The 26,442-nt window shown below is 41.6% G+C and carries 28 protein-coding genes and 2 pseudogenes; 21 read left to right on the forward strand and 9 right to left on the reverse strand.

The annotated features are described in order from the left end of the window. The first annotated feature begins 46 nt into the window (after positions 1-46). Positions 47-313, forward strand: coding sequence for a hypothetical protein (locus M5V91_RS06925; protein WP_284521937.1), 267 nt, complete (start codon positions 47-49; stop codon positions 311-313). Between the two features lie 455 nt (positions 314-768). Here M5V91_RS06925 and M5V91_RS06930 read toward each other — a convergent pair whose 3' ends face one another. Continuing rightward, positions 769-1,239 (reverse strand): DinB family protein, encoded by a 471-nt coding sequence (locus tag M5V91_RS06930; RefSeq protein WP_251174477.1) that lies wholly within the window; start codon positions 1,237-1,239, stop codon positions 769-771. Between the two features lie 218 nt (positions 1,240-1,457). Here M5V91_RS06930 and M5V91_RS06935 point away from each other — a divergent pair, with 218 nt between their 5' ends. Next, positions 1,458-2,063 carry a hypothetical protein gene (locus M5V91_RS06935; protein WP_192908686.1) on the forward strand — a complete coding sequence of 202 codons (606 nt, stop codon included), beginning with the start codon at positions 1,458-1,460 and terminating at the stop codon, positions 2,061-2,063. Positions 2,064-2,073: 10 nt separating this feature from the next. Here M5V91_RS06935 and M5V91_RS06940 read toward each other — a convergent pair whose 3' ends face one another. Then, the gene (locus M5V91_RS06940; protein ID WP_251174478.1) at positions 2,074-2,952 is read right to left on the reverse strand and encodes an AraC family transcriptional regulator; all 879 of its coding nucleotides are present in this window, start codon (positions 2,950-2,952) and stop codon (positions 2,074-2,076) included. A 106-nt stretch (positions 2,953-3,058) separates the two neighbouring features. On the opposite strand from M5V91_RS06940, the gene M5V91_RS06945 reads away from it, so the two are divergent. The 5 genes and pseudogenes from M5V91_RS06945 to M5V91_RS30910 all read left to right on the forward strand — a co-directional run bounded on the left by M5V91_RS06945 (position 3,059) and on the right by M5V91_RS30910 (position 9,616). Beyond that, complete coding sequence (locus M5V91_RS06945) at positions 3,059-4,012, forward strand: EamA family transporter (RefSeq protein WP_071157700.1); 954 nt, start codon at positions 3,059-3,061, stop codon at positions 4,010-4,012. Positions 4,013-4,266: 254 nt separating this feature from the next. Then, a complete protein-coding gene (locus M5V91_RS06950; protein ID WP_284521938.1) occupies positions 4,267-5,268 on the forward strand; it encodes an LLM class flavin-dependent oxidoreductase in 1,002 nt (333 codons plus the stop codon). Positions 5,269-5,769: 501 nt separating this feature from the next. Then, a complete protein-coding gene (locus M5V91_RS06955; protein ID WP_009334262.1) occupies positions 5,770-7,332 on the forward strand; it encodes a spore germination protein in 1,563 nt (520 codons plus the stop codon). A gap of 24 nt (positions 7,333-7,356) precedes the next feature. After that, positions 7,357-8,448, forward strand: a complete 1,092-nt coding sequence (locus M5V91_RS06960) for a spore germination protein (RefSeq protein WP_009334263.1) — start codon at positions 7,357-7,359, stop codon at positions 8,446-8,448. Continuing rightward, positions 8,445-9,616: pseudogene (locus tag M5V91_RS30910) on the forward strand (Ger(x)C family spore germination protein). Before M5V91_RS06960 ends, M5V91_RS30910 begins: the two are co-directional and overlap by 4 nt. Before the next feature lie 325 nt (positions 9,617-9,941). Here the strand turns inward: M5V91_RS30910 and M5V91_RS06975 are convergent. After that, on the reverse strand, positions 9,942-10,127 hold the full coding sequence (locus tag M5V91_RS06975) for a hypothetical protein (RefSeq protein WP_251174479.1): 186 nt from the start codon (positions 10,125-10,127) through the stop codon (positions 9,942-9,944). Beyond that, entirely contained in the window at positions 10,124-10,378 is a 255-nt protein-coding gene (locus M5V91_RS06980; RefSeq protein WP_251174480.1) for a hypothetical protein, read from the reverse strand. The genes M5V91_RS06975 and M5V91_RS06980 overlap by 4 nt, the downstream gene beginning before the upstream one ends. Before the next feature lie 141 nt (positions 10,379-10,519). Between M5V91_RS06980 and M5V91_RS06985 the strand changes: the two genes are divergently transcribed. Next, positions 10,520-11,524, forward strand: coding sequence for a LysM peptidoglycan-binding domain-containing protein (locus M5V91_RS06985; RefSeq protein WP_083805701.1), 1,005 nt, complete (start codon positions 10,520-10,522; stop codon positions 11,522-11,524). A gap of 32 nt (positions 11,525-11,556) precedes the next feature. Here M5V91_RS06985 and M5V91_RS06990 read toward each other — a convergent pair whose 3' ends face one another. Beyond that, positions 11,557-11,781, reverse strand: coding sequence for a hypothetical protein (locus M5V91_RS06990; RefSeq protein WP_009334268.1), 225 nt, complete (start codon positions 11,779-11,781; stop codon positions 11,557-11,559). Between the two features lie 194 nt (positions 11,782-11,975). Between M5V91_RS06990 and M5V91_RS06995 the strand changes: the two genes are divergently transcribed. From M5V91_RS06995 to M5V91_RS07015, 5 genes are all read left to right on the forward strand, one after another. Beyond that, a complete protein-coding gene (locus tag M5V91_RS06995) occupies positions 11,976-12,401 on the forward strand; it encodes a VOC family protein (protein WP_251174481.1) in 426 nt (141 codons plus the stop codon). Between the two features lie 43 nt (positions 12,402-12,444). Beyond that, the gene (locus M5V91_RS07000) at positions 12,445-12,864 is read left to right on the forward strand and encodes a hypothetical protein (RefSeq protein ID WP_009334270.1); all 420 of its coding nucleotides are present in this window, start codon (positions 12,445-12,447) and stop codon (positions 12,862-12,864) included. A gap of 119 nt (positions 12,865-12,983) precedes the next feature. After that, the gene (locus M5V91_RS07005; protein WP_251174482.1) at positions 12,984-13,541 is read left to right on the forward strand and encodes a GNAT family N-acetyltransferase; all 558 of its coding nucleotides are present in this window, start codon (positions 12,984-12,986) and stop codon (positions 13,539-13,541) included. A 215-nt stretch (positions 13,542-13,756) separates the two neighbouring features. After that, entirely contained in the window at positions 13,757-14,401 is a 645-nt protein-coding gene (locus M5V91_RS07010; RefSeq protein ID WP_251156984.1) for a DUF6944 family repetitive protein, read from the forward strand. Between the two features lie 12 nt (positions 14,402-14,413). Continuing rightward, positions 14,414-15,001, forward strand: a complete 588-nt coding sequence (locus tag M5V91_RS07015) for a DUF6944 family repetitive protein (RefSeq protein WP_251174483.1) — start codon at positions 14,414-14,416, stop codon at positions 14,999-15,001. Between the two features lie 164 nt (positions 15,002-15,165). On the opposite strand, the pseudogene M5V91_RS07020 reads toward M5V91_RS07015, so the two are convergent. The 4 genes and pseudogenes from M5V91_RS07020 to M5V91_RS07035 form a co-directional block, all read right to left on the reverse strand. Next, positions 15,166-16,256: pseudogene (locus M5V91_RS07020) on the reverse strand (acetyl-CoA C-acyltransferase). Beyond that, positions 16,252-17,028 (reverse strand): AMP-binding enzyme, encoded by a 777-nt coding sequence (locus tag M5V91_RS07025; protein WP_284521941.1) that lies wholly within the window; start codon positions 17,026-17,028, stop codon positions 16,252-16,254. The pseudogene M5V91_RS07020 and the gene M5V91_RS07025 overlap by 5 nt, the downstream one beginning before the upstream one ends. Continuing rightward, on the reverse strand, positions 16,947-17,702 hold the full coding sequence (locus M5V91_RS07030; RefSeq protein WP_284521942.1) for an AMP-binding protein: 756 nt from the start codon (positions 17,700-17,702) through the stop codon (positions 16,947-16,949). Before M5V91_RS07030 ends, M5V91_RS07025 begins: the two co-directional genes overlap by 82 nt. 34 nt (positions 17,703-17,736) lie before the next feature. After that, entirely contained in the window at positions 17,737-18,300 is a 564-nt protein-coding gene (locus M5V91_RS07035; protein ID WP_019381312.1) for a biotin transporter BioY, read from the reverse strand. Positions 18,301-18,535: 235 nt separating this feature from the next. Here M5V91_RS07035 and M5V91_RS07040 point away from each other — a divergent pair, with 235 nt between their 5' ends. The 8 genes from M5V91_RS07040 (at position 18,536) to M5V91_RS07075 (ending at position 26,429) form a co-directional block, all read left to right on the forward strand. Then, the gene (locus M5V91_RS07040) at positions 18,536-18,676 is read left to right on the forward strand and encodes a hypothetical protein (RefSeq protein ID WP_198286707.1); all 141 of its coding nucleotides are present in this window, start codon (positions 18,536-18,538) and stop codon (positions 18,674-18,676) included. 196 nt (positions 18,677-18,872) lie between these two features. Beyond that, positions 18,873-19,691 (forward strand): alpha/beta fold hydrolase, encoded by an 819-nt coding sequence (locus tag M5V91_RS07045; protein ID WP_009334276.1) that lies wholly within the window; start codon positions 18,873-18,875, stop codon positions 19,689-19,691. A gap of 76 nt (positions 19,692-19,767) precedes the next feature. Further along, complete coding sequence (locus M5V91_RS07050) at positions 19,768-20,550, forward strand: IclR family transcriptional regulator (protein WP_251174486.1); 783 nt, start codon at positions 19,768-19,770, stop codon at positions 20,548-20,550. A gap of 286 nt (positions 20,551-20,836) precedes the next feature. After that, positions 20,837-22,114: an MFS transporter gene (locus tag M5V91_RS07055; protein WP_251174487.1), complete on the forward strand. Its 1,278-nt coding sequence runs from the start codon at positions 20,837-20,839 to the stop codon at positions 22,112-22,114. 275 nt (positions 22,115-22,389) lie between these two features. Beyond that, on the forward strand, positions 22,390-22,797 hold the full coding sequence (locus M5V91_RS07060) for a cupin domain-containing protein (protein ID WP_369425940.1): 408 nt from the start codon (positions 22,390-22,392) through the stop codon (positions 22,795-22,797). Positions 22,798-22,950: 153 nt separating this feature from the next. Then, complete coding sequence (locus tag M5V91_RS07065; RefSeq protein WP_071157713.1) at positions 22,951-23,865, forward strand: VOC family protein; 915 nt, start codon at positions 22,951-22,953, stop codon at positions 23,863-23,865. A 23-nt stretch (positions 23,866-23,888) separates the two neighbouring features. Then, the gene (locus tag M5V91_RS07070; protein ID WP_019381317.1) at positions 23,889-24,680 is read left to right on the forward strand and encodes an SDR family oxidoreductase; all 792 of its coding nucleotides are present in this window, start codon (positions 23,889-23,891) and stop codon (positions 24,678-24,680) included. 27 nt (positions 24,681-24,707) lie between these two features. Continuing rightward, positions 24,708-26,429 carry a thiamine pyrophosphate-binding protein gene (locus tag M5V91_RS07075; RefSeq protein ID WP_251174488.1) on the forward strand — a complete coding sequence of 574 codons (1,722 nt, stop codon included), beginning with the start codon at positions 24,708-24,710 and terminating at the stop codon, positions 26,427-26,429. The last annotated feature ends 13 nt before the right edge of the window (positions 26,430-26,442 follow it).

The raw sequence follows: 26,442 nt of genomic DNA on the forward strand, positions 1-26,442 counted from the left end.
GGATAAGCATGGAAGTATTCGGTTTATATTCTTGTGGGGAATCCCTTTGCTGCTGCTTTGGAGCTTTATTTTAACACTTGTGGAAGTGAAGAGAGCTGGCAGCGAAGGACAGTTTCTGGGCAGGACGCTGACATTTATCGGCGGAATTTATCATTACACCATTTCTTCATTTGCAGCATGGATTGGTTTGATTGCCATCGCATTCGGAATTGCAGCCCTGGTAGAGGGATCCATTTTAGGAGCATTATTTTTTGGTTTATTTGGTGTTTTTATGGTTTATAACTTTTTTCCGAGATTGAATATGCCGGAATGAGATGGAGGTATGTCCTTTTGGGCATGCCTTTTTTTATTGGCAGCACCGAAAGATTTTTCAATTTAATCAATGTAATCATTGAACCGTTGAGGGGGAAAGTTGATGCGGCATCGGACAGGATAAGCGAAAAAGGGAGGGTAGGAGTCCGAAGTTGGTGCGAGTTCGGACAGGATAAGCGAAAAAGGGAGAGAAAGAGTCCGAAGTTGGTGCGAGTTCGGACAGGATAAGCGAAAAAGGGAGAGAAGGAGTCCGAAGTTTGTGCGTCTTTGGACAGGATAAGCGAAAAAGGGAGAGAAGAAGTCCGAAGTTGGTGCGTCTTCGGACAGAAGAAGCGAAAAAGGGAGAGAAAGAGTCCGAAGTTAATGCGCCTTCGGGCCGAAAATAAAGAAATCCAGCAAACAAGTCCTAACAGTTTGCTGGATTATTGCTATAACGGCAGTCCCATATATATGAATCTACCTTGTAATAGAACGATAAATCTGTTTAATCGTTTCCATGTGCATCGCTTCATGATAAAAGCCGAATAAATAAGCTTCTCCGGTTGTGTAGAAAGTAATGCCGCCGCGGTTTGTAAAGGGACTTGGCAGTTTTTGCTCCATACGCCCACGAAGAAATGTCTTTATTCTTTGTTTTTGTTCATTTAAGACAGATGCAATTTCGTCGAAAGAAGGCGGTGATTCGGTCCAATCGGCAGGTTTAGTTCCAGCGCCAAATAACATTTCATAGTTCATCGGGACCTTCATTTCTTCACCTGATATTCCAAAGACAAGCTTTTCCTGCACAAATGCAATATGCCCGAAGTTCCAGCGGATACTATTGTTAAACCCTTCTGGAATGATATCAGCCATTTCTTCAGGAATCCGCTTGATCGATTTTTCAGTAATGCCCCGCACTGTTTCCATATGGTCAAAAATAGTCTGTTCCAATACACTCACCCTCCATATTCATGCTCATTGGATAAAGTTCTAGGAATTCACTTCATTTTCCTACATCTATATTTATTTTTATCTAAAAGAGCTATGTATGAAAATTAATAACCTTAAGTCTCAAGTCCTATAAGCATATACAGCGCAGGCTTCTTAATCTAAGGACCGTGTTTCCTTATTATAAAAATATAATCATATTTTTGATAAGGAGATACGTTATGTCTAATCAAAAAATCTATATACTCCTTACGGATACCGGAACGTTATTTACCCGGCTTATTAAGCTTTACACAAAAAAGCCGTATAATCATGCTTCTATCTCACTCGATCCTGAATTAAAAGAAGTTTACAGCTTTGGCAGAAAAACGGCGAAAAATCCATTCATAGGCGGTTTTGTTAAAGAAAATATACGAGGAGAATTTTTTAGTGATTCAAGATGTACAGTCATTAGCTGCTCTGTTACAGATGCACAGCAGAACAAGCTTAAAGCATTCATAAATAAGATAGAATCTGAGAAAGACGATTACAGCTATAATCTGCTTGGGCTTTTTGCAATCATGTTTAATAAACAGCTCTCCAGAAATAATGCTTTTTTCTGCTCCCAATTTGTAGCAACTGTCTTACAGAGGTGTGAGATTGTTCATTTTACTAAACCAGCCTCGCTGGTTATACCGCATGAGTTTATGGAAATGGAAGATTTCCAGGTTGTTTTTCAGGGAAACCTGAAAGAGTATTTTCTGAATAAAGACCGGACCATAGAAATAAACACATACATTTCAGCCCATGAGCAGGAACAGTTCGGACAATCAATGGCCATTTCCTGATGTGCTGCAATTAATTTCGATTCTTTTTATACGCTAAAGGAGTCATATTCATAGACTTGCGGAATTTTTCAATAAAGTAACTGCTGCTGTTGAATCCTACTTTAAAGGCAACTTCTGTTACATTCGAGTCTCTCTCTTGAAGCAGGGGGAGACTTTTTTGTATGCGATAATGAATCAAATAGTTAATGGGTGTCGTCTTTAAGATTTTTTTAAAGTATCTGCAGCATTCAGAATTGCTCAGTCTGCCGGCTTTGGCAATATCCCCAAGAGTGATTTTTTCTGCGAAATGCTGATGGATCCAATTCAGCATTTCCTTCATCCGCATATGCTTTTCAACTTCAGCCTGGCTGAATTCCAATTGGAATCCGTTCCTGATTAACTGCTGCCAGATAAATGTCAGCAGACTGGTTATGTTAATCTCATAAAATGGAGAAATCTCATTAATCAATTTCTTAATTTCCATGATGCTGTCTAATATGTTTTTCCCCCATTCCTCTCTGGGGTTCAGGAATATGTAAGGAAGATTTGTTGCTGATATGTATGGATAAATATAGCTGCTGAATAATTCCTGCGGAAGCAGGAAATGAGGGGAGACATTTAAACAAATATAGACGCAATCTCCGCTAATATCCTCGGCGGAATGAAGACACCCGCTATTGATGAAAATGCCGTCTCCTTCTTTTACCGCCAATTTTTCTTCATTGATTTGGACCATAGCTTCACCTTTTACAGTAAGGATAAATTGAATCTCCTCATGCCAGTGTAAAGGGATTTTGCCTTGGATATTATCTCCAATCTTCGTTTCGTAGCAGGCTACCGGCAACACCACCGTCCTGTGTCTCGTCAGCTCTTTCAGGCTTTTATCCACTTTAAAATCTTTAATCTGCAAAAAAGACACCTCAATATCGTTATATTATTTTATTATATTTAGCTATATTTATCACAGGATTTGGATTATTATAACACTATTATTATATTTAAGGGTGGAATTTAACATGAATGGACGTTCAAGGAGCACGGGTTTATTGCTTGTTATTTTTGGAGCTTCATTTTGGGGTGTTGGCGGAACAGTTGCTCAAAAGCTTTTTCAGGAATTTGGAATCTCAGTTGATTGGCTAGTAACTGCCCGGCTTCTGACAGCGGGAATTCTTCTGTTAGCCGTACAATTTTTAATGAAAGACCGCACACAGGTATTTGGAGTCTGGAAGAATAAAAGGGCGGCCATCATGCTCTTAATTTTTGGCCTCGCAGGAATGCTGGCTGTGCAGTATACCTATATGGCTTCTATTCATCATGGCAATGCGGCTGTTGCGACATTGCTTCAATATCTGGCACCAGCTATGATTATTATTTACCTGGTTCTGCGGAAACAATCGGTATTTTCGAGACAGGATTTTGTAACAGTTTCCCTTGCCCTGGCCGGGTGCTTCTTTCTACTGACTAACGGTTCCGTCTCTCAGCTGTCCGTACCGGCACCTGCCATCGTGTGGGGAGTTCTATCTGGAGTGGCACTCGCGTTTTATACCTTGTATGCCATCCCGCTGCTGAAGGAATATGATTCCCTTGTCGTGGTTGGATGGGCGATGGTCATTGGCGGATCTGCATTGAGTTTAATCCATCCTCCATGGCAAATGGATTTCGGCAGGTTAACGGCTGAAGCTGGACTGTACTTGTTTTTTGTCATTATATTTGGAACGATGCTCGCATTCTGGTTTTATATTGAAAGTCTCCAAACCCTTTCTCCAACGGAAACCAGTCTTCTAAGCAGCCTGGAGCCCCTCGCGGCAGTATTTACTACCGTTATGTGGCTGAATGAACCATTCGGCATGTTCCAATGGGCGGGTACTGCCTGTATCTTTGGCATGATTCTGCTGCTGGCTTTGAATAAACAGAAACCTGCAAAGAACAGTGGTTGTGCTGAAAACGAAGAACCGCTAAAAGTGAGTTGAGAACCAGTCCCTTTAGGAGGAGGCTGGTTTTTTCTTCCTTCTGTTGGAGTAAAAGCTGAGATTGGACATCAAAACGATTTCGCTCATAAAATAAGGCTTTCTTACAAAAATCGAAAGAAAATCGCTCTTAACCTCTATAATTTCAAAACTTAATAAATTCTCCTCTATAATTTTGCTCACACTAAGCATTATATTTTGCTAAATTTATTTCGGTTGTTAAAATAAAATCAATTCTTCATGAAGGAGATTATAAAATGACTAATATACAAATACCTGTTTCTGTTTTGAACCTTGCCCCGATACGAGAAGGGAAGGACAGCAGGCAGGCGATCGAGGATCTTGCCGATCTGGCTCAGGCAACAGAGGAGATGGGCTACAAACGCTATTGGATAGCGGAGCATCATAATACGCCAACACTGGTCAGTTCTGCCACTGCAATTTTAATAAAACATGTATTGGAACATACAAAAACCATTCGCGTTGGCTCTGGCGGAATTATGCTGCCGAACCATGCACCATTAGTTGTTGCTGAGCAATTCGGAACGATGGCGACCATTTATCCGGATCGTGTCGACCTTGGTCTCGGAAGGGCGCCTGGAACGGATATGATGACGGCTAATGCGCTTCGCCGCTCGAAAAATGATTCTGTTTATACATTCCCGGACGATGTTAAGCAGCTGCTGGCATACTTTGGTCCATTAGAGGAGCAAAGCTATGTAAAAGCACATCCGGGAGTGGAAACTAATATTCCGATTTATATTCTTGGCTCTTCGACAGATTCTGCCTATTTGGCTGCTGAGCTGGGGCTTCCTTATGTATTTGCCTCACACTTTGCTCCAAGATGGATGGAGGATGCCATCCGGATCTACCGTGCCAACTTTAAGCCTTCGAAGTACCTCGAAAAACCATATATGATGGTATGCTTAAATGTCATTGCAGCGGAAACCGATGAGGAAGCCGAATTCTTATCAACCACAATGAAGCAGTTCTTCTTGAATGTTGTCAGAGGGACTTCCATGAAATTGAGCCCGCCAGTCAAGGATCTGGATTCGATCTGGAACCCAATGGAGAAGGAAGCGGCAGAGGGAATGTCAAGCGTGACCTTTATGGGGAGCAAAGAAACAGTCAGGGGGCAGCTGGAGCAGTTCCAGTATATGTACAATGTCGACGAAATCATGGCGGTTTCTTATATCTATGATGAAGAAAAACAAAAACGTTCATATGAAATATTTAAAGAAATTACAGACGGCAAATGAGCGGGGAAATTATTCCCCGCTTTTTTTATTTAAAATTTGTTAAAGTCTTAAACGTCAATAACGGTCTAGCGGAAGCAGCCTGCCCCCTCAAGGTAACAAGCAAATCCTTGCTTTTTGGGAGTGCGAAAGGCGCTTCCGCTTTTTGTATTTCTCGGGAAAGCGCAGGATTAGACTTTTCTTGCGCTGAAAGGTCGGAAAATGACTCTTTGTGGCGGAATTGATACGCTTACCTGAAAAAAATAAAAGACTGCATCGGGAACTCTATAAAAATTTCTTTAAATATGGTATTTGAATGGATGTTTGTATGTAAGAAGTGGAAGCCTAATCACAGCAGAAACATGATTTTAGCTTATTTAAAGGGTGAATAAAATGTGGAAAGCCATCGTTTCCCATCTGCCTGATTTGGAAATTTTCTTGCAGAGTTTTGCAGTGATCATTATACCGTTAGGGATTTTTAGGTTTTTTCACAAAATCGGACCCTCAAAGGAGGGTTCCTGAAAAATGAAAATGTCCCAAATAAACAAAAAACCTTTAAAAACCAATACCATGAAACATGTAAATCGGAATGAGGATGAAGGCCCTTATGAATTAACCGGTGAAATTCAAAGGGATATTCAACTATTTAAAAAGGAAATCGGACATAATTCGGACGTTCATTTTAGGGAGTTTAATATTGGGCTAACGAGTATACGGGCAGTACTAATCTATGTTGAGGGCCTTTCGGATAAAGAACTGATTGATAAACATATCATGAAGTCGTTAATGCAGGATTTTACAGGTGCAAAGGGTTATGGAAGACACGAGGCAGAATACAAATTTACAGTCGATTTTATAAAAAATCATATTCTGTCCCTTGGTGAAATCTATACTGCCTCCATGATAAAAGATACAGTGCCGAAAATTTTAAAGGGATCAGCTGTACTGCTCCTCGACGGAGCCTCTGAAATGCTTATATTGGGTATTGCAAATGGGAAAACAAGGAATATTGAAGAGCCTGTTTCCGAGCAGGCTGTCAGAGGACCACGTGAGGGCTTCACAGAAAATATCAGCGATAATACAGCTCTCTTAAGGAGAAACGGCGGAACAGAAAAACTGATATTTTCTAAGTTTATAGTCGGAAAGCGCTCTAAAAAAGACCTTATTGTAGCTTATATTGAAGATATTGCTAATCCTGCAATAGTTGAGGATGTTATGTCCAGAATTCAGAAAATTGACATCGATAATGTGATGGAATCTGGATATGTTGAACAGCTTATCGAGGATAATTATATGAGTCCTTTTCCACAAGCGCAGAATACTGAGCGTCCAGATAGAGTAAATGCTGCTTTAATGGAAGGGCGGGTGGCCATTCTCCTGGATGGCACTCCTTTTGCACTCCTTGTTCCAGTAACATTCAGCATGATGGTGCAAGCATCTGAGGATTATTATGAACGTTGGTATTCAGGCTCGCTTATTCGATTATTGCGTTTTCTTGCAATCTTTATTTCACTTTTTGGTCCAGCGCTCTACATCTCATTTGTTTCGTTCCATCAGGGCTTGATCCCGACGAAATTAGCGATGTCCATTATTGGCACCAGGGACGGGGTACCTTTTCCTTCTATAATAGAAGCTCTGATTATGGAAGTGGCAATTGAAATACTCCGTGAGGCGGGTTTGAGGCTGCCTAAGCCAATTGGACCGGCAATCGGGATTGTCGGAGCTTTAATTATTGGTGAGGCAGCAGTTTCAGCTGGAATAGTCAGTCCAATTATGGTCATAGTTGTTGCGGTTACAGCCATTTCATCTTTTGCTATTCCTGAATATAGCTTGGGGATTTCTCTGCGTTATCTTCGTTTTGCCTGCATGTTTTTTGCTGCTGTTTTTGGATTATATGGAGTTATTTTATTTTTCCTTTTTCTCAGCAGTCATTTAGTCAAGCTTAAAAGCTTTGGCGTACCCTATATTAGCCTGGCAGTCCCATACCGTCTGAGTGACTGGAAAGACTTTATAGTACGGTTCCCTTTAAAGGTCTTGAAACAAAGACCAAGTATGATGCACCCGAAAGATCCCACCCGGAAAGGATAGACTATTTCACAGGAGGTTATCCGCTTGAAAATTGGTTCAAAGGAAAAGCTTTCAAGTCCTCAAGCAGCTGTCATCCTGGTTAATTATATTCTAGCTGCAGGCATACTTACTTTACCGCGATCCTCTGCAGAAAAATTGGAGTCGCCTGATGTTTGGATAACAGTAATTCTTGGTGGTCTATTTGCAATGGGGGCAGGGGTAATAATCGTAAAGCTTAGCCAAAGGTATCCCGGCAGGACTATTTATAAATACAGTCAGGAAATTGCAGGCAAATGGGCAGGCAGTTTCATCGGCTTGATTATTATTATTTATTTCTTTAGCCTTGCTGCCTATGAAATAAGGGTACTTTCAGAAGTAACAAGTCTATTTTTGCTTGAAGGCACCCCTATTTGGGCGATCATTATGCCTTTTATGTGGATAGGCCTTTATCTGATCGGCGGCGGTATTGATCCAATTGCCCGTTTATTTGAATTGATTCTTCCAATTACCGTAATCATCTTTCTGATTGTCATAAGCATGAGTATTGGAATCTTTGAACTTGATAATCTCCGTCCGGTACTGGGCTCGGGAATTACTCCTATAATAAAAGGGGTGAGTACAACCGTTGTCGCTTTTTTAGGAATAGAGATTATGCTTATTATTGTGGCTGTTATGGATAAGCCTGCCCAGGCAGTGAAAGTAGTTTTGATTGGCACAGGAACTTCGATGTGCTTTTATTTGATCACGGTGGTGATGGTTATAGGAGGGCTGTCTGTGGATGGCGTTTTAACGAAAACCTGGCCCACAATTGATTTGATCAGGAGCTTTGAAATTCAAGGGCTCATTTTTGAAAGATTCGAGTCTTTATTGCTGACAATTTGGATTATGCAAATCTTTACTACCTTTACCATCACCTTTTATGCGGCTTCGCTGGGCCTTTCTCAAATTTTTAGAAAGAAGATCGGCCCATTTCAGTTTGGCTTGCTGCCTGTTATCTATCTGATAGGCATGATTCCTGCAAATATGAATGAAGTGTTTGCAATGGGGGACATGATCGGATTTTCAGCATTATTTTTATTTGGTGTTCTGCCCCTGGCATTGCTAATCATTTCAAAAATAAAGGGTGCTAAAGCATGAAACTGACTCAGAATGTCCTAATTATTATACTGGCGGTTATATCTTTATCGGGCTGCTGGAGCAGCAAAGAAATCGAGGAACTTGGACTGATAATAGGAACGGCAATTGATTTGGAAACAGAAGGGGAAGCAGATGATTGGGAAAGCGGAATTGCCAACGGGAATATCTTCAGACTAACGAATCAGCTTATTACGGCAGAGACAGCCAATAATGCAACCAATGGCGGGCAATCACAGGTAAGAGCTTATAAAAATATTACGGAAACAGGAGATGCGGTTCTCCCTGCGCTGAGAAATATGATTCTGCGGATTGACAAGCGTGCTTTTGGTGAACATGCCAAAGTAGTCGTTATAGGGGAGGAACTTGCCCGCGGCTACAATCTTAAACAGGTTTTGGATTTTTTCGCAGAGAACAGGAGATGCGACCAAGCACGCTAATTGTTATTGCCAAAGGCAGTGCAAGTAAAACTCTGGAATCTGCTGAACCAACTGTAATTCCTGCAATCCAGCTTGTCGAAATGATACAAGGTATGGAACGGACTACGAAAATCCTGACTCCCACGCCAATCGCTAAAATAGAAGGGCAGCTGAATTCAGGAAATAGCTTTTTAATACAGACAGTTGCGACTGATAATAACGATAGAAAACTTACAGGTGCTGCAATGATTGACGGTAATACGAAAACCCTCCGCGCATTCTTAAATGATACGGAAACTGAAGGAGTAACCTGGATAAAAGGAGAAGGGAAAGGCGGGCTAGTAAGGAGCTCTGATGAAGAAGCAAGTCAGCCAATTGTATATGAGAGTTTGTCGATGAAAAGTAAAATAAAACCTTCTGTAAAAGGAGATTCGATTTCTTTCACGGTTAAAATTGAAACTGAAGGGCGTATAGGGGAGCATTGGGATATCGGTGGAAAAGCATTTGACAGCAAATACATGAAAAGGGCGGAAAAAGCTACAGAAAAAGAAATTGAGCGTTTGGTGAAAAGTGTACTGGAGAAAACGCAGGGTGAGTATAAAATGGATGTGCTGGGATTTGGAAGAAGCCTTCAAATCAGCTATCCTCAGGTATGGAATAAAGTTAAAGATAATTGGGATGAAACCTTTAGCGAAATACCGGTTGATTTCAGCATTAACGTCTCAATAAAAGAAATGGGTACATCCGGCTAATTAAGGGAGGCTGCCATTTTAGTGCAGCTGCCCTTTTATGGTTCAATATATTCTTCTTTATAGAGGGCAGGATTGGCTGCAGTATTCAAACTCTGTGCAGACGCCCACAATTTCGCCAGGAATCGCGGCATTATCTGCTGTGAAGGAAGAGTGCCATATCTCGAAAAGTAAACAAACAGTTTTAAATAAGTTCTTGCATTATGGGGCAGGTGAATTTCCCTTGCGTATTAATCATTTTCCGTGGTGGTCGCAAAAGACGGGTTTCAAAGCCTGAAATAAACCTTGTACTCTTACCGTTATATTCATTTTGAATATAATGGATTTTTTAAATAATCGTGGGATCATCCGAGCCATCATAATTGGCCAGTCTGGCCTGCCGAAATGCGGGAACAGAAGACAGGTTTTCTGATATACCCAAAGCGTGGGCATATGCTTTATCATGTCCTTCATATAGAGGCTTGATATTTACATTCTCCATGATATCCACTAGCGGAAATTCCTCATTTCTCAAATACGGCGGCCTGAATATTTGTCTTCAAAGCTTAAGCCATCGAGTGAATCACAAACTAATGAAGTGAAAAAATACCACTGCCCATTGTTATCCAGGCTGACATCATAATCCTGTCCATCTTTTTCAATCTGGAAATCAGTAAAGCGGTCTTCACGGTCGAAAGTAAAATCTAAGTGCTCTTTTTCTGCTTGCCTGAATCCATATGGAATCTGAATCGGTACACAAACCTCTGAGAAGTATTGATTTTTCATGCAATCCACACCTTGCATTCTTTTTTTAAATTTTCCCTGCTATCGAAAATACCCTGCAGAATTCTTAGTCATGCCAAAAAGTAAGGATAAATTCCTTTAGTTATATAAAAATAATAAAAACGAATGGAAAGGACACCGAGAATGAAAAAATGCATTTTTCTAGTCATCACTCTTTCATTAATCTGGCAATTCAATTGGACATCTGTACACGCCGAAAACAATCCCCGCAATATTTATGAGGTAAAGCAGGGGGATACCCTGACAATGATTGCAAAAAAATATGGATCAACAGCAGGGGACTTAAAGCAATATAACGGCTTGCAGTCAGACAGACTTTTAATAGGACAAAAGCTCCGTGTTCCAATCATGTACAAAGTGGCACGCGGGGATACACTCTGGAAGCTGGCGGGAAAATTCGATTCCGCCGTGCCGATTATTAAAGAAGCTAATGGGCTATCTGCCGACGGCTTGAATGCAGGGCAAAAATTAAAAATTGTTCCTAAGAAATTAGCCATGGATGGAAAGTTCGTCCTCATGACGAGAGAGGAATTCCGGGATTGGATATTCAATCAGAAATTTACGAGAAAAGTGGCCAAAGTTCAGCAGCATCATACCTATCAGCCATCTTACAAACAGTTCAATGGCTCAAATCATTTTGCTTTAATGAAGGGTATGGAAGAGTATCATGTAACCGGGATGAAGTGGAGTATGATCAGCCAGCAGCTGACCACTTTCCCGGATGGAAAGGTGGCTGTGGGAAGGCCGTTCGATATAGCGCCGGAAGGATCATTCGGACTGCAGAATAAAGAAGCTATGCACAAGATCGAAGCAGATGCGATAGCGATTGAAAATCTCGGGAATTTTGATGATAATCATATGACTGCTGAACAAAAAGAAACGATCGTGACAGTCACAGCTCTCCTGATGCTGAAATATGGCCTTGCGCCATCCATTGACAGCATCACCTATCATCATTGGTGGGATATTAACTCCGGAGAACGGGTGCTGGATAGCAGTCATGGACATGCAGTGAAAACGTGTCCCGGCACTGAATTTTTTGGCGGTAATTCTACTGCAAGCGCTAAGAATAATTTATATCCACTAGTTCGGAAAAAAATGCAGGAAATCAGAGGAACATTGCACTAATGAGAAAAACCCGCAGCTGGTGCGGGTTTTTCTCATCGTTTTTTCTTTTTCTTTTTATCATCTTCTGCTGCAAGCTTTGCTTTATTTACACTTTCGAGCTCTACTTGCACATGGATTTTACTTTCCGCGACTGCCGTTACGCTGGTCACTTTGCCTTTGCGTCCTTTGATTTTAACCTCTTCGCCTTGATTTGGGACACTTTTGCGAAGTTGATTTAATAAAACATTTCTCCCATCAAGATAATACACCGTAAACATTCTCATCACACCTTTTTTCTATGGAATGTGGTACAAGTTATTGCACCTTTCCTATAAAATATAGGCTTAGTGATAAAAATAGACCGATTATATTTATTTTTTCAAATAATAGTTGCGAACGTATGTTCTTTGTAGTAAAATTAAATTTGTAATAAATGTTAAGAAAAATGAAAAAATTAGGGGAGCTGATTAGAATGACAGTTAAAGTAATTCCTTATTTAGTGATGGACGGAAATGCGAATGAAGCGATTGAATTTTACAGAGAAGCGCTGGAAGCGGAAGTTCTGTATAAGCAAACATTTGAGGAAGGGCCGGAAAACCCTGAATATCCACTTCCTCATGAAGCAAAGAACCGCATTATGCATGCAACGGTAAAGGTTGGGGAGAATGAAATCATGTTTAGTGATACATTCCCTGGCCAGAATCATCAAATAGGCAATCAGGTGACCATTTGCCTCTCTACATCAGATTCTCAAAAATCGAAGAAATTCTTTGAAGCTCTGCAGCAGGGCGGGCAAGTGACGATGCCTCTTCAGGAAACATTTTTCAGCCCTTCATATGGCAGCGTTATCGACAAATTCGGAGTGAATTTTCAAATTTATACTGAAGGCGAGCATTGATTCGGGAAAAATAGAAGCCACTCCATATAATAGGAGTTAGAAAATGAGCATCGTTAATTATCTTGGCTGTAATGTTCTACTGCCAGTCAGTGATCCTGAGAGTGATGATGAGATCATAATAGGTGATTTCTTCTCAGATGAAGATATGAGGGCAGAGGTACATAAACATCTGTCAGCAAAATATATCTACGAGGTATCCTCTAGTCAACACGGCAGCATTTGGTTTAATAAATACTACAAAAAAGACTATCCAAAAGGGCATGAAGAAGGGCAGCAAATTTTCAAATTGCTATGTGCTTTTTTAGATCAGCACCTTGCATCAGGGGATTATTGTGAACTGTATACCTGCTGGGTTGGTGACGAATCGGAAGAACCTGAATACAAGGACTGTATTAACCTTCATGAATTTGATATCGATAAGATTGAAGTATTTGAAAAATCATTGCTTGTTATCAACAAATAAATGTCTGTTTGAGCCATTCCTTTATGGAGGAGGAATAGGCTCTTTTTTGTGGAATTGTTTAATTTTAGCATACTTAAGTTCATGATAGAATTATTTATCAAGTGAGAAAGGGAACTTTTATGATAATAAAATCAAAAGAACACATAGTTAATAATCTGAACTACATTATTAGATCTGCTGTCGAGGAAGATGCAAAGGAACTTTCTAAAGTAAGGGTGCAGATTGATGGCGAAACGGAGAATATGGACCGGGAAGCAGGCGAAGCATTTATAGAAGAAACAGGTTTTAAAGAGTTAATTAATAAAGATTCCATGAGTAGCCGGAATATATTCCTGGTTGCTGAAGTGAATGGAAAAATTGCCGGCTTCTCCAGATGTGAAGGCAGCGAACTGAAAAGAAGCGGTCATAAAGTTGAATTTGGTGTATGTGTTCTCAAGGAATTCTGGGGCTTTGCTATTGGAAAAAACCTATTAGCACAGTCTATTCAATGGGCGGACTCTAATCATATTAAGAAGATTACTTTAAATGTTCTTGAAACAAACGAGAAAGCGATAAAGCTGTATGAGCAAAATGGCTTTGAAATAGAAGGAATATTAAAAATGGATAAGCAGCTGTCTGATGGCAACTATTACAGCACCATCGCAATGGGAAGGATTAATGATAATACTCTAAGATGAATAATTTTCCTCTAAAGAAAGAAAAGAACATGAAGGAGCTAAAGCATAAAACACGGAGGAGCCGGCACGAAGCACTTTGGCTCGACGTTTCCTTGGATATCAAATCCCAGTTTACATGCTTGGACCCCGGCACTGCTTCCTGTCATTTCCGCAACTCCGTACCCCTTATTTATGAATTGAATATAATTTAACATACGTCAGCTAAGGAGTATGTTATGGACAATCAACTAAAAGAGATCGTCGGAGCCACTTTAGCTGCGATCGGAACGATCATTTCAGCTGTCTCAACCATACCCGTAAAGTCGAAAAAAATGGAAAAACTTTTTGAGGGGCTTGATATCGTGGGAAACAGCCTCCAAGGAACAGGTAACGCTCTTCAGGCGGATGGGCAAAGCGTGCCATCACTTGAAAAGGTCGGCAATGAGATACAGGCAATCGGAAATAGTATAGTCATTGCCGGATTAACTTTGGATTTAAAGGAAGACAATGAGGATAAATTAGTAATCGCAGGGAATTGGCTTCAGGCTCTTGGCGGTGCCGCAGCACTTGGAGATGAATTTGAAGATCCCACTGCAGCCGGACAGCTTTTTAATATTTATGGAAACTTGCTTCAATCAATTGGCAACTCCCTTCAGGCATATGGAGGCACGATTAATCTCAGGGAAAAAGAGCGGGGAGATTCGGGAGAAAGCGCAAATAACATTATTGCCGTTGGAAGCTGGATTCAGGCAGTCGGCTCTGTTTTATCAGTAATCGGCCAGCTTCAGGAGGAAAATCAGGAGATTTCTTCTGATAGCAGAGAAGAAAACAATGAACCTGACTCAAAAACTTCTGTGTGGCTAAATGAAGAACTTCTTTAGAAAGGGGTAATCATGTATCTAGAAGGAGATGAGCTATTAACAATCGGAGCTTATTTTTTGGTTGCGGGCACATTTATTTCTGCGATTGGTGAAACCATGAAGCCAGATGAAAACAATTTGAACAAAAAATTAATCCGGGACGGTAACGGAGTCCAGGCGGTTGGCAATAGCCTGCAGGGATTTGGAAGGATAAGTGCAGCTGAAGGAAATGAAGAAGAAGCAAATCTATATGGAATTATCGGGAGCTTTACCCAGGCAGGCGGCAATTCCATCAACACTGCCGCAAACAATATCGAAATACAAAATCCATCAGTTTCTGTGGCAGGCTTTAATTCACTGGGCAGTACCATTCAATCGATGGGGGCAGCTTTGGAAGCTGCGGGAGTTGCAAACTCGGAAAATAATATACTCAGCAATCTCGAGACTCTGGGCTACTCATTTATTTCCGTATCGGCCATCCTCGACGCTATAGGAATTCTTATAGAAGATGAAGAGAGTATCCAAAAAAGACTGCTTCTGGCTGCAGGAGGATGGCTGGAATTCATTGGTGCCTCTCTTGGCGCCTATGTAATAATCAAGGCAGCTGAGGAAACAGCATGATTTTACATTAATAGAGAAAATAAACGTTTATCATGATGATATCAGTTGATATATGTCGAATATCAATATGCTAGCAGTCGCTATCTTTGTGCGAATGTGTCAATTTCCGGTGATTATACAAAAAAACCTGGAATATCACTACTCCAGGCAAGCTTAAAGTTTTATTATACCCCTTCAAACAATACGGCAGCACCGACGCCGCCTCCGCTTCCAATGGCAGCTAATACATATTTGGAAGGAGGTCTTCTTTGGACTTCATAAAATAATTTTGTAACCATCACAGCTCCTGAAGCTCCATAAGGGTGGCCAATTGTTAGAGCACCACCTTTAACATTCAGTATTTCATAAGGAATGGAAAGCTCATTGGCGCATGCTGCTATTTTTGATGCAAATGCTTCATTAATTTCGATTAAATCAATATCGTCAATTGTTAAATAATTTCTTTCAAGGATAGCTTGTATGGCTGGGACAGGCGCAGATCCCGGATAGTTGGGATGTACACCTGCTACTGCACTATCGGCAAAACGCAGAATGGGCCTGTAGCCGTTTTTTATTGCTGTTTCTTCCTCCATCACCAGCACAGCAGCTGCCCCATCATGGATTCCGCAGCTGTTAGCTGCTGTTACAGTGCCATCCTTTTTAAATATAGGCTTTGCACGTTTAAGAAGAGTTTCCATTTTTCTTTTTCTAAAAACTCTTCATCATGCAGATGTCTTCCAATTGGGATCATTTCTTCGGCCAGCAGTCCCTTTTCGAAAGCTTCCCAGCTCCGTTCATAGCTCAATTGTGCATATGTATCCTGACTTTCCCTTGATATGTTGTATTTCTCGGCTACATTTTCCGCTGCCGCACCCATATCGGGGTCTCCTATTTTTTCCGGGGAGAAGCGGGCCCTTTTGGAAAAGGGCGAGGTGCTGGCACTTTCGGTACCGCCCGCTATATAACAAGTCCCGGCACCTCCCTGGATGTAATAGCATGCCAATCGAATGGCTTCAAGACCCGCACTGCATTGCCTGTCCAGGGTTAAGCCCGGAACAGACAAAGGGAGTCCTGCTTCCAATGCTGACAAGCGGGCTACATTCCCGCCAGGTCCTACGACATTGCCCAAAATGACATCATCAATTTTATCTTCCATTCCTTCAGCAAGATAATTCAGAAGCGGGGCAGCAAGTTCATGGGGCTCATAGTCCTTAAGCATCCCATTTACTTTTCCAATAGGTGTTCTTTTTGCCTGTACAATCACTGCTTTCTTAATGGCTAATCACCTTTCTTTCGAAAGATTCCTTCAGCTGGGCACGGGCAATTTTTCCGCCGGCTGTGTAGGGCATTTCTTCAGTGAAAATCCATCTGCGGGGAACCTTATATGAGGCTAAATGTTTTTTACATAGGCGCTTTAACTCAAGGGCATCTGTTTTGCCTTTGATGACTGCAGCTGCAATTTGCCCCCAATATTGATCTTCCAGTCCTATCACAGCAACCTCCTCGACATCCGGGTGCAGACTGATCACTTTCTCAATTTCTTCAGGAAAGATATTAATAGCTCCATATAATATCATGTTCTTTTCACGTCCGCTGATGTATAAATATCCTTTATTATCAACATAGCCCATATCATCAACGGTGGCCCATCCATCCTGATCCTGTATGGAATGGATTGTTTCATTTGAAAGGTATCCATCGAAAATAAGTTCGCTTCTGACAAATATTTTGCCAATTTCATAAGGAGCGAGTTTCCGGCCGTCTGTTCCTCTAATTTCGATTTCAACACCATGGCAGGGCTTTCCGACTGATCCTGCTATATCCTCATCCGCAAGAAATGTTACATAGCTCAATTCACTGGCTCCATAAAATTCGATCATGGAGAGCTGGGGGAATATTTTGCTGATTTCCAGCTTCGAAGTTTCATCCCATTTCGCACCTGAGGAAAAGATTTTTATAGGCTTCTCTATGATTCTTTTTCTCTTAAAATAGCTGAAACCATGGTCGGAACTGTATAAAGTGTGCTGATGGGCTGCTCCTCGATACATGAGAGAACCTGGGCTGCACTGAATTTCTCGAGCAGGTGAACCGTTCCGCCCGTACACAGCGTACTTATCGCGCCATACAAAAAATGAGAGTGGATAAGTGCCCCGGGAATCAGGACGTGTTCCTTCTCATTCATCTTAAAATCGTGATGGTTCACCTTGAAGCTTGCTGCCCAGGATCTATGGGAGCGGATAAATGCTTTTGGGATGCCGGTCGTGCCTGAAGTAAATCCCATATAAAATGGGCGGTTCCTTTCTGAATCGATGTGAAACGAAGTGCTTTGACCGCAGATTTCCTCCATGGCATCCTCCCAGATAAGCACGAAAGGGTGCAGGCTGGCAATCTGATCATAGTATTCTTTACCTGTGATCACGATAGAAGGGTTGGATATTTCAATCCGCTGCTTAAGTTCTTCGGCCTTCCATTTTAAGTCGAAAGGTACAGCTGTCCATCCAGCCATGGAGGCACCTGTGAATAATTGCAGAAAAGGAATTCCATTTGGCAGCAGGATTGCTGCAGTTTTATTGGTTACAGATAAAGAGTGAAGCCAGTTAGCAGTTTTGCAGAGATGAGAGCTCCATTCTTTATAGCTTAAAGTTTGGCTTTTCGAGATGATTGCTGCTTTATTTGGAGATTCTTCGGCGAGTTTTTTAATATTTGCTGTAATATTCGTCAACGGGTTGTCCTCTCCTTATGGAAAAGGAGACACCTTATAGTGTCTCCAGAGATTTAGAAAATTGCTTATTTATAATCGGATGCTTAAGCAGCCGGAATACCAGGAAAGAAGCGAGCGTCGCTTTTAACACATCTCCCGGAATATAAACCAAGCTTAATTTAATCGCATCAGACAAAGGAATATTCATCATAAAGGCCTGTACCGGAATTCCCAAAAGATAGATGAGGAATATGCCGACAGTCAGGTTTATGAGCAGGATATTCTTTAATTTTAACGTTTTGAAGCGTGAGAGTAAATACCCGATAAAAAATGCTGTAAGTGGATAGGAAATCAAATACCCTGCACTAGGCCCGAAGAATACACCAATGCCGCCGCGGCCTCCTGATAATAATGGTGCACCTGCAGCAACCAAGAGTAAAAACACTGCCATGCTGATTCCGCCAAGTCTGGCGCCTAAAATACCGCCGGCCAAAAGGACACCGAGTGTCTGCAAGGTTATCGGAACGGGTGTAAAAGATAGCATGATTGGAGGAACAAGACCAAGTGCTCCCATTACTGCTGCAAATAAAGCCACATAAGTCATCTCTTTAACTTTCATAATACCTCTCCAATTCAAATTAATAGGTTAACTGGTTTCATTTTATGGTTAACACAAATGTTTGTCAACCTAAAAAAACGAAGTTTACAATCATGAGGATACAAGTTGGTTTAATGCTGTAAGTTTACTAGTATATATGTACTGAGCAGATGCAGCCATTAAATATTCATGTTTATTTTTTCTAAAATAAATCAAACTAAGCGGGTATCAAAATATTTTATAGGGGGTATTTAACGTGTCCAAGAAAAACAATACACCATCTGAACAAGTTGACCAAAAGGCATTATTGGACAATAAAGTGCAAGATGCGAGAAAAAACAACTTCGAAGAGGACCACATACGCAGAGTTACATCAAATGGTGCACAAGGTCAATAATTAGAAGCCCAGTTACAGAAATAAAAACCCGTTCTTAAATGATCGGGTTTTTATTGTTGCTTAAGAGACTGGGGCTATGATATAAAGGACAAGATATTTTTTGACTATTCAGTTGACTATTCCAGAATATGATTTATGATAGGGGTAACCGAAACATTGTTTTACTTACAAAACAAACATGTGTGGAGGTTATACAATGCCATTTATTGAAGTGAATGATTTAACGATTCATTATGAAGTTGAAGGAAATGGTGAGCCGCTTGTTATTCTTCATGGGCTGGGAAACAATTCACAATCCTGGAAAAAGCAGCTGGAAGGGTTAAGTAAGGAATTTACTGTTATTGCCTGGGATGCGCCCGGCTATGGCAAGAGCTCTGATCCAAGGGAGGAATTTACACAGTTCAGCCAATTTGCTGATGTTTTAAAGGGCTTTATTGACGGTTTGCATTATAAAACTGTTAATCTTTTAGGCCATTCAATGGGTTCAGCCATTGCTCTTGATTTCTGCAGCCGTTATCCTGATATGGTGACCAGGCTGATCATAGCCGATGCCACTCGCGGTGCCGCGGGGCAGAGTCAAGAAGAAAACGAAAGAAAGCTGAAGAACCGCTTACATAATATTGACACATTGGATCCAAAGGAGTTGGCTCAATTAAGGGTAAAAGAACTTCTTGCGCCAAACCCGGATCCTGAAGTAAAGAAGGAAGCAGAACGCATCATGTCCCAGGTGAGGCCGATGGGCTATCGCTCTGTGGCCTTTTCACTTTCAAATTTAAATCAAATGGATATTTTGCCTTCCATTCCTGTTCCTGTCCTTGTTATTTGCGGGGCATTGGATAAGGTGACTCCTGTAAGCGAATCTGAAATTTTCCATCAGTATATCCCTAATTCAATTCTGAAAACCATTCCGAAAACAGGGCATTTATGCTATCAGGAGAATGCGGACTATTTTAATGCCCTTATTTTGAATTTCCTGCAGGGAGCATACAAAAAAGAAGAATTAGCTGAAAGGTAACCATAGAGAAATATTTCCTATTTCTCTCCTGGTTTTGTTAATATGTTAGTAAAAATGTAAACAGGGGGTGACTTGCATGGCAAAAGAGGAGAAAGAGCGGTATAATGCCAATGCTCTGGTACGGGGGCTGGAAATCTTAAAGCTCTTTAATGAGGAGCGTCCAACTCTGTCACTGGTTGAAATTGCAAAAGAATTGAATGTTAGCCGAACAGTCCCGTATCGATTATTGTATACTCTCCAATCGCTTGGTTATCTTGACCAGGACGAAAACTCAAAGAGATATAGTTTAACGCCCCAGGTATTAGAATTGGGCTTTTCCTACTTAAGTACGTTAAAACTTCCGGAAATTGCCCAGCCATATTTGGAAACATTAAGAGATGAAACAGGGGCTTCCTGCCATTTATCTATTCTGGATGGGAATGAAGTGGTGTATGTTGGCAGTGCTCCTGTCAGAGGGGTATCTGCTATTAATGTCAATATCGGACTGAGGCTTCCAGCTCATGCAACAGCAAATGGTAAATTGCTGCTTGCCTATCAGCCGCAGGAAAAGCTGAAACAGCTTTTTTATGGATCCGAATTAAAACCGTATACGGATCGGACAAAAACATCCCTGGCTGATTTTCAAAATGAAATTAAAATAATCAGGAGAAATGGATACTCCATTACAAAAGGAGAGCTTCACCATGGGATTCAATCAGTAGCGGCGCCCATATTTGATAAAACCGGCAGCATTATGGCGGCTATTAATGTTGTAGCAACAGAGACAACATTCCATGATGAGTTTATTGAACAAGTAGCGCTGCCTAAAGTGCTTGAGATTTCAAAAAAGTTATCAGGATATATGGGATATCATTTATAAGAATAGAAAGAGTGGTTAAAAGCTTGCAGCTGCTGCAAGCTTTTTTGTTTTGTATATAAAACATTTTTTAGTAAATGAAACAAATTAAAATTTTTCATTGACTCAATTTTCGAAAAACTTTACACTGTTGATAAGTGGTAAACATTGTTTTGTATGTAAAACATAATATTGCTGAAAGGAGGGAAAAAATACCACCCAAAAAATTTTTTCTTATGAAGTATAATATTTGAAAAGTAATTGAAAGCGATTACAAAAAATGAATATGTTTCTTGAAAGGGGATCACAAATGCTGAAAGGGAACAAAAGATGGCTCTATATTGCTGTGCCTATATTCTTTTTCTGGTTTTTTGGACAAATTGATAAACTGGGAATCTCGGTTATTCAAACGGATCCTGGCTTCATGAGTGATCTGGGGCTTACAGGGGCAGACAAAAATGCCAAAATTGGCTTAATAACATTTATCTTTACTATCTCTTACGCCGTTTCAAATATATTCTGGGGCTTTGTTATTGATAAAGCAGGTCCGCGGAAAACAGCTGTATTCGGGCTGTTCATTTGGACTGCGACCATGATTGCAGGCGGTTTGGCAACTTCCTATGAGATGTTTTTAATCAGCAGGGTAATTCTTGGATTCGGTGAAGGGATGATGATTCCGGTCTGCGGAAAATTCATTTCAAATTGGTTTAACCAGCGGGAACTTGGCCGGGCACAATCTACCTGGCTCGCGGGCAATTATTTCGGACCTGCCTGTGGTGCTGTTATATTGACTTTAGTGCTTGCAACCTTTCATTGGGAAGCTGCGTTTTTCTTCCTAGCTGCTTTTAATCTGTTTATTGTTATTCCAATGTTTTGGTTCCTTACTCGGGATACTCCTGAAGAACATTATGCAATTGATAAGGAAGAGCTTGCGTATATCCGCAAGTCTGATGGCACTGAAAAACCAAAGAAAAGCTTTGCACAGGACTACCGCTATTGGATCGTTTGGTTTGGCATGTTAATGTCATCGTTTTTGTTTTTCGGAATCAGCATTTGGCTGCCTACTTATCTCGTTGAGGCGAAAAGTTTCTCAAGAGAAGCAATGACGGGGATTACCTCATTATCCTGGCTGTTTGCTCTGGGCTTTGTCTTATCCTGCGGATTTTTGGCTGACAAAACAAGACGTCCAAGCTTGCTGGCCACGATTCTGTTCAGTTTAACGGCAGTCTTCTTAACAGCAGCTATTTTTGCACCACATCCGGTTCTGGCTGGTATTTGTATGGGACTCGCAATGGGAACTCAAGGCGGGGTGTTCCACTTAAGCAATTTATTTATCGTAAAATTTTCAACCCCGGAAACAGCAGGGCGCGCTGCCGGTCTTATGGGATTCACTAATATTTTAGGCGGTTTTTCAAGCTATATCATGGGATGGATGAGAGACCTTGCAGGCGGGGACTTTGGCCCATCGATTGTTATGCTTATCATTGCAGCAAGCTTAGGCTTCATCGCTTATATATTTACAATCAAAAAAGAGGCAGCTGAACTTCGAATTGAGCAGATTCCTCCAAATAGAAAAGTAATCGTATAATAGTTTCATATTTGAAACAAAGTTTTAATAATTTAATTTTTCTCAATATTTTTAATTGACATATTAAATATTGGGATTTATTATTAACCTGTAAGTAAAACATTGTTTTGTATATAAAACATAATAAAGATTTAGGAGTGATATTATATGTCAGCTGAAAAATTTGATGTGCAAGCTTTCGAAAAAAATATGTAGCAAGGCTGCAAGATCGATCACTGGACTGGAATGTTCTTAAATTTCAAGAAGAAATTGATCCAAAGTACAAAAGGGCGCAAATGAGATATATTGGCCGCGGGGCAACAGCGAATAATGATTCAAATGTAATCGCAGCGGAACATTTCACACTCAGCACGATGGTGCTTCCAGCTGGATGTGTTGGACCTCTTCATCTTCACGATGATGTGGAAGAAGTATTCTTTATTCTTAAAGGGAGTGTAAAGGCTCTTATCCAGGAAGTAGGCAAGGATGAAGTACATGAAATTCGTCTGAATGAGCGTGACTGCATCAGTTCTCCTCCGGGAGTGTACCGCGGCATTCATAATGATGGCGATGAAGAAGCGTTAATGCTGGTTATGCTTGGAGCAGTAAAACCAAATCTTCCTACATATCCGAAAGGGAGTGCTCTTGAAGAGCTGCGCATTCAGCGTGCGAAAGAAAGAGAAGCTATCATCAACGGAAAATAATAGTTTCTGGCAAACTGGCACTCTAATGAATATAACCGGGATGGTCCGCTAAATTTAACTCTGCCGGGTCATCCCGGTTCCTTTAACAAAAAATGTTTCCTCGGCAGCCAATGATCGGAGGATTGTAAATCTATTATTTTGGAGGTGCATAGGATGTTAGGTATTACTCACTTGAGGCACATTAGTCTCATTACTCCAGTTCTTGAGGAGCAGGCTGAGTTTTACGAGAAGATTTGGGGACTTGATAAGGTATCCGAGGATGGGGATTCTGTCTATTTCAGGGGTGCTGGTTCAGAGAATCATATTTTAAATTTGAAGCGGGGAGAAAAAGCGGGGCTTCACCATATTGCATTTGGAATGGTTGATAAGAACGCCGTTGACAGGGCAGCGGAGATTCTGGCTTCCAAGGGTATCCCGGTTATTTCACCGCCGGGCTATTTAGATGAAGAAGGTAAAGGGTACGGACTTCGCTTTGCTGATCCGGAAAACCGCTGCATTGAACTTTCAGCATGGGTGGAAATGCACACGACTATCTGGAATAAGAAGAATGTGGATCCGGTGAAGCTGAATCATGTTGTCATGAATACGGCAGACCTGGATATGATTACAGATTTTTATACTAATATTTTAGGATTTAAGGTAACTGATTGGAGCGAACATCAAATGTCTTTCCTCCGCTGCAACAGGAAGCATCACTCACTTGCCTTCAATCAGGACCAGCATGCATCTGTCAATCATATTGCCTATGAGGTAGACACGGTGGATGAAGTCATGCGGGGGATTTCAAACGTCAGAAAAGCAGGTTATCAGGAGCTTTGGGGGCCTGGACGCCATGGACCGGGAAATAACATCTTCTGTTACTTTCAGGATCCTGCCAAATTTGTCATGGAATACACGTGTTATTTAGAAACCATTGAAGATGAGGAAGAATGGGTGGCTCGAGTATGGAAAAGGGTTCCACACCTGATGGATCAATGGGGAATAGCCGGACCTCCAAAACCTGAAGCACGTGCAGCGATGGGCGGAAAGCCTGATCCAGGTTGGGTTAACGTGAATGCATTAACCTAAAGCTATTTGAAAGGGGTATCGTGATGGACTTTGGTTTAAAAGGAAAAACAGCAGTCATAATGGGCGGGACTTCGGGAGTAGGCCTCAAAACAGCAGAAATGTTCCTTCAGGAAGGTGCAAAAGTTGCGGTATGCGGCAGAAATGCAGAGAGGAAGGATAAAGCATTTGACCATTTATTGCATTTCGGGCCACGGGAATCAATCTTTGCCGCCACTTGTGATGTAACAAATAAAGAGGATGTTAATCGTTTTGTCGATTCAGCAGCATCCCGGCTTGAAGGAATTGATATTTTAGTTAATGCCGCTGGACAAAGTGTTATGGGGTATTTCTTTGATATTACAGATGAGCAATGGCAGGAACAGATTCAGTTAAAATATTTTGCCATTATCCATGCGGTACGTGCTGTCCATCCATATTTAGTGAGGCGCGGAGGCGGAAGGATCATCAATATTAATGCGACGCTTGCAAAGGAACCTGAAAGACATATGGTTGCTACGGCCGCAACAAGGGCAGGTCTTTTAAACTTAAGTAAAACGCTTTCCCAAGAGCTTGCATCAGACAATATCCTGGTCAACTCCGTAAGTCTTGGATTAATCCGTACTGACCAGTGGGAACGCAGACGATTGAAAAATGCACCTGATATGGATGCCGAGGAATATTACAAAGATCTTGCAGTAAAGCGGGAGATTCCGCTGGGCAGGGTTGGAGAAGCAGAAGAAGTAGCCAGTGTCATTCTCTTTTTAGCCTCAAAGCAGGCAAGTTATGTTTCAGGATCAACCATTGAGACAGCTGGAGCGCTGGGGAAAGCGCTTTAATATTAAGCAAAGGCAGGAATGATTAGGATGAGCCAACAGGAACAATTGGTAATTGCACCGGTAAAAGCAAGTGTGCAAATGGAATTTACTGCAGCAGATGCAGTTGTGAAGGAACTCGTCCGTGCTGGTGTTGAGGTGGCATTTGGGATTGTAAGCATTCATAATATGCCGATTTATGATGCCATCCTCCGTGATGGAAGAATTCATCTGGTATGCTCCCGCGGGGAGAGCGGTGCGGCAAATATGGCAGATGGTTATGCCCGTGCGACAGGAAAATTGGGAGTGGTCATCACGAGTACGGGAACTGGTGCAGGAAACGCTGCTGGTTCACTGATTGAGTCATGGGCAGCGGGGGTTCCGCTCCTGCATTTAACAGGTGAGGTTGCATCCCCCTATTTGGGAACTGGAAGAGGCTATATTCACGAGTGTAAAGACCAGCTGTCTATTATGGAGGGTTCATGCAAAAAAGCTATGCGGCTAAGAAGGCCTGAACAGGCAGCTGCGGTTATCAGGCAAGCCATTAAGGAAGCTGCTGCTGTACCTTCAGGACCTGTTTCAGTAGAAATTCCAATCGATTTCCAATCTGCAATTATACCGGATTATTCATTGGAAGAAGTGAATGTTTCAGTACAGGAAAACAGCTCAATATCGTATCTTCCAAAAGAGGCGATAACCAAAGTCAGCCAGGCCCGCCGCCCGGTCATTTGGGCAGGTGGGGGCGTCATTAGCTCCGGGGCTTCCAAAGAATTGCAGGAGCTTGCGGAAAGGATCGGGGCAGCCGTTATTACGAGCCAATCAGGAAAGGGCAGCATTCCGGAGGATCATCCTCAATGTATTGGCCACTTTGCATCATTTGAATTAACAAAAGATTTAGTGAAAAAATCGGATCTCCTGATCAGCATTGGAGTCAGATTTAGAGGGAATGAAACCTCCAACTGGAAAATAGAAATTCCAGAAAATCATATCAGCATTGATGCTGATCTCCAGGCAATGAACAGAAATTATGCCGCGGCCATTGGGCTGGCAGGTGATGCTAAGCTTATATTGAGAAAAGTAAATGAAGAATTGGCTAAGGAATCATTATCACCTTCCAAAGATTATTTGGAAGAAGTGCTATCAGTAAGGAAAGAACTGCGTCTTCAGTTGAGAGCAACACTTGGACCATATGAAAAAATTGCTGATGCTATGCGTAAATTGCTCCCGCGGGATACTGTATTGGTGCGTGACGTTACGGTACAGGCAAATGTCTGGGGCAGCCGATTATTTGAAATATATCAGCCGCGTACATCCATACATGCTTCAGGCGGAGGAATTGGGCAAGGCTTGCCGACTGCAATCGGAGCACAAATGGGATGTAAGGATAGACAAGTTGTTTTATTAGCTGGAGATGGCGGCTTCATGGTCAATGTCGGTGAAATGGCAACTGCAATACAGGAAAGCCTTCCGATAATCGTCATCCTGTTTGATGATGCAGGATATGGTGTTCTCCGAAATATTCAGGATGCCGCTTATGGACGGCAGGTTGCGGTCGATTTAGTTAGCCCCGATTTCGTTTTGCTGGCTCAGTCCATGGGATTTGCATCTGCAAAAATCGGTTCTCCGGAAGAATTCTCATCCGAGCTGGAGAAGGCAATGGAAAGAAGAAAACCATCCATGATCGTAGTGGATATGGAAGCAGTCGGGCCAATGGCGAAACCATTTGGTGGGCCTCCTGGCGCGGCGGAAGCGTTCAAACCGAAAAAGTTGTAAGGGAGTGATTTGG

It is taken from the genome of Cytobacillus pseudoceanisediminis, assembly GCF_023516215.1.
GTDB classification, from domain to species: Bacteria; Bacillota; Bacilli; order Bacillales; family Cytobacillaceae; genus Cytobacillus; species Cytobacillus pseudoceanisediminis.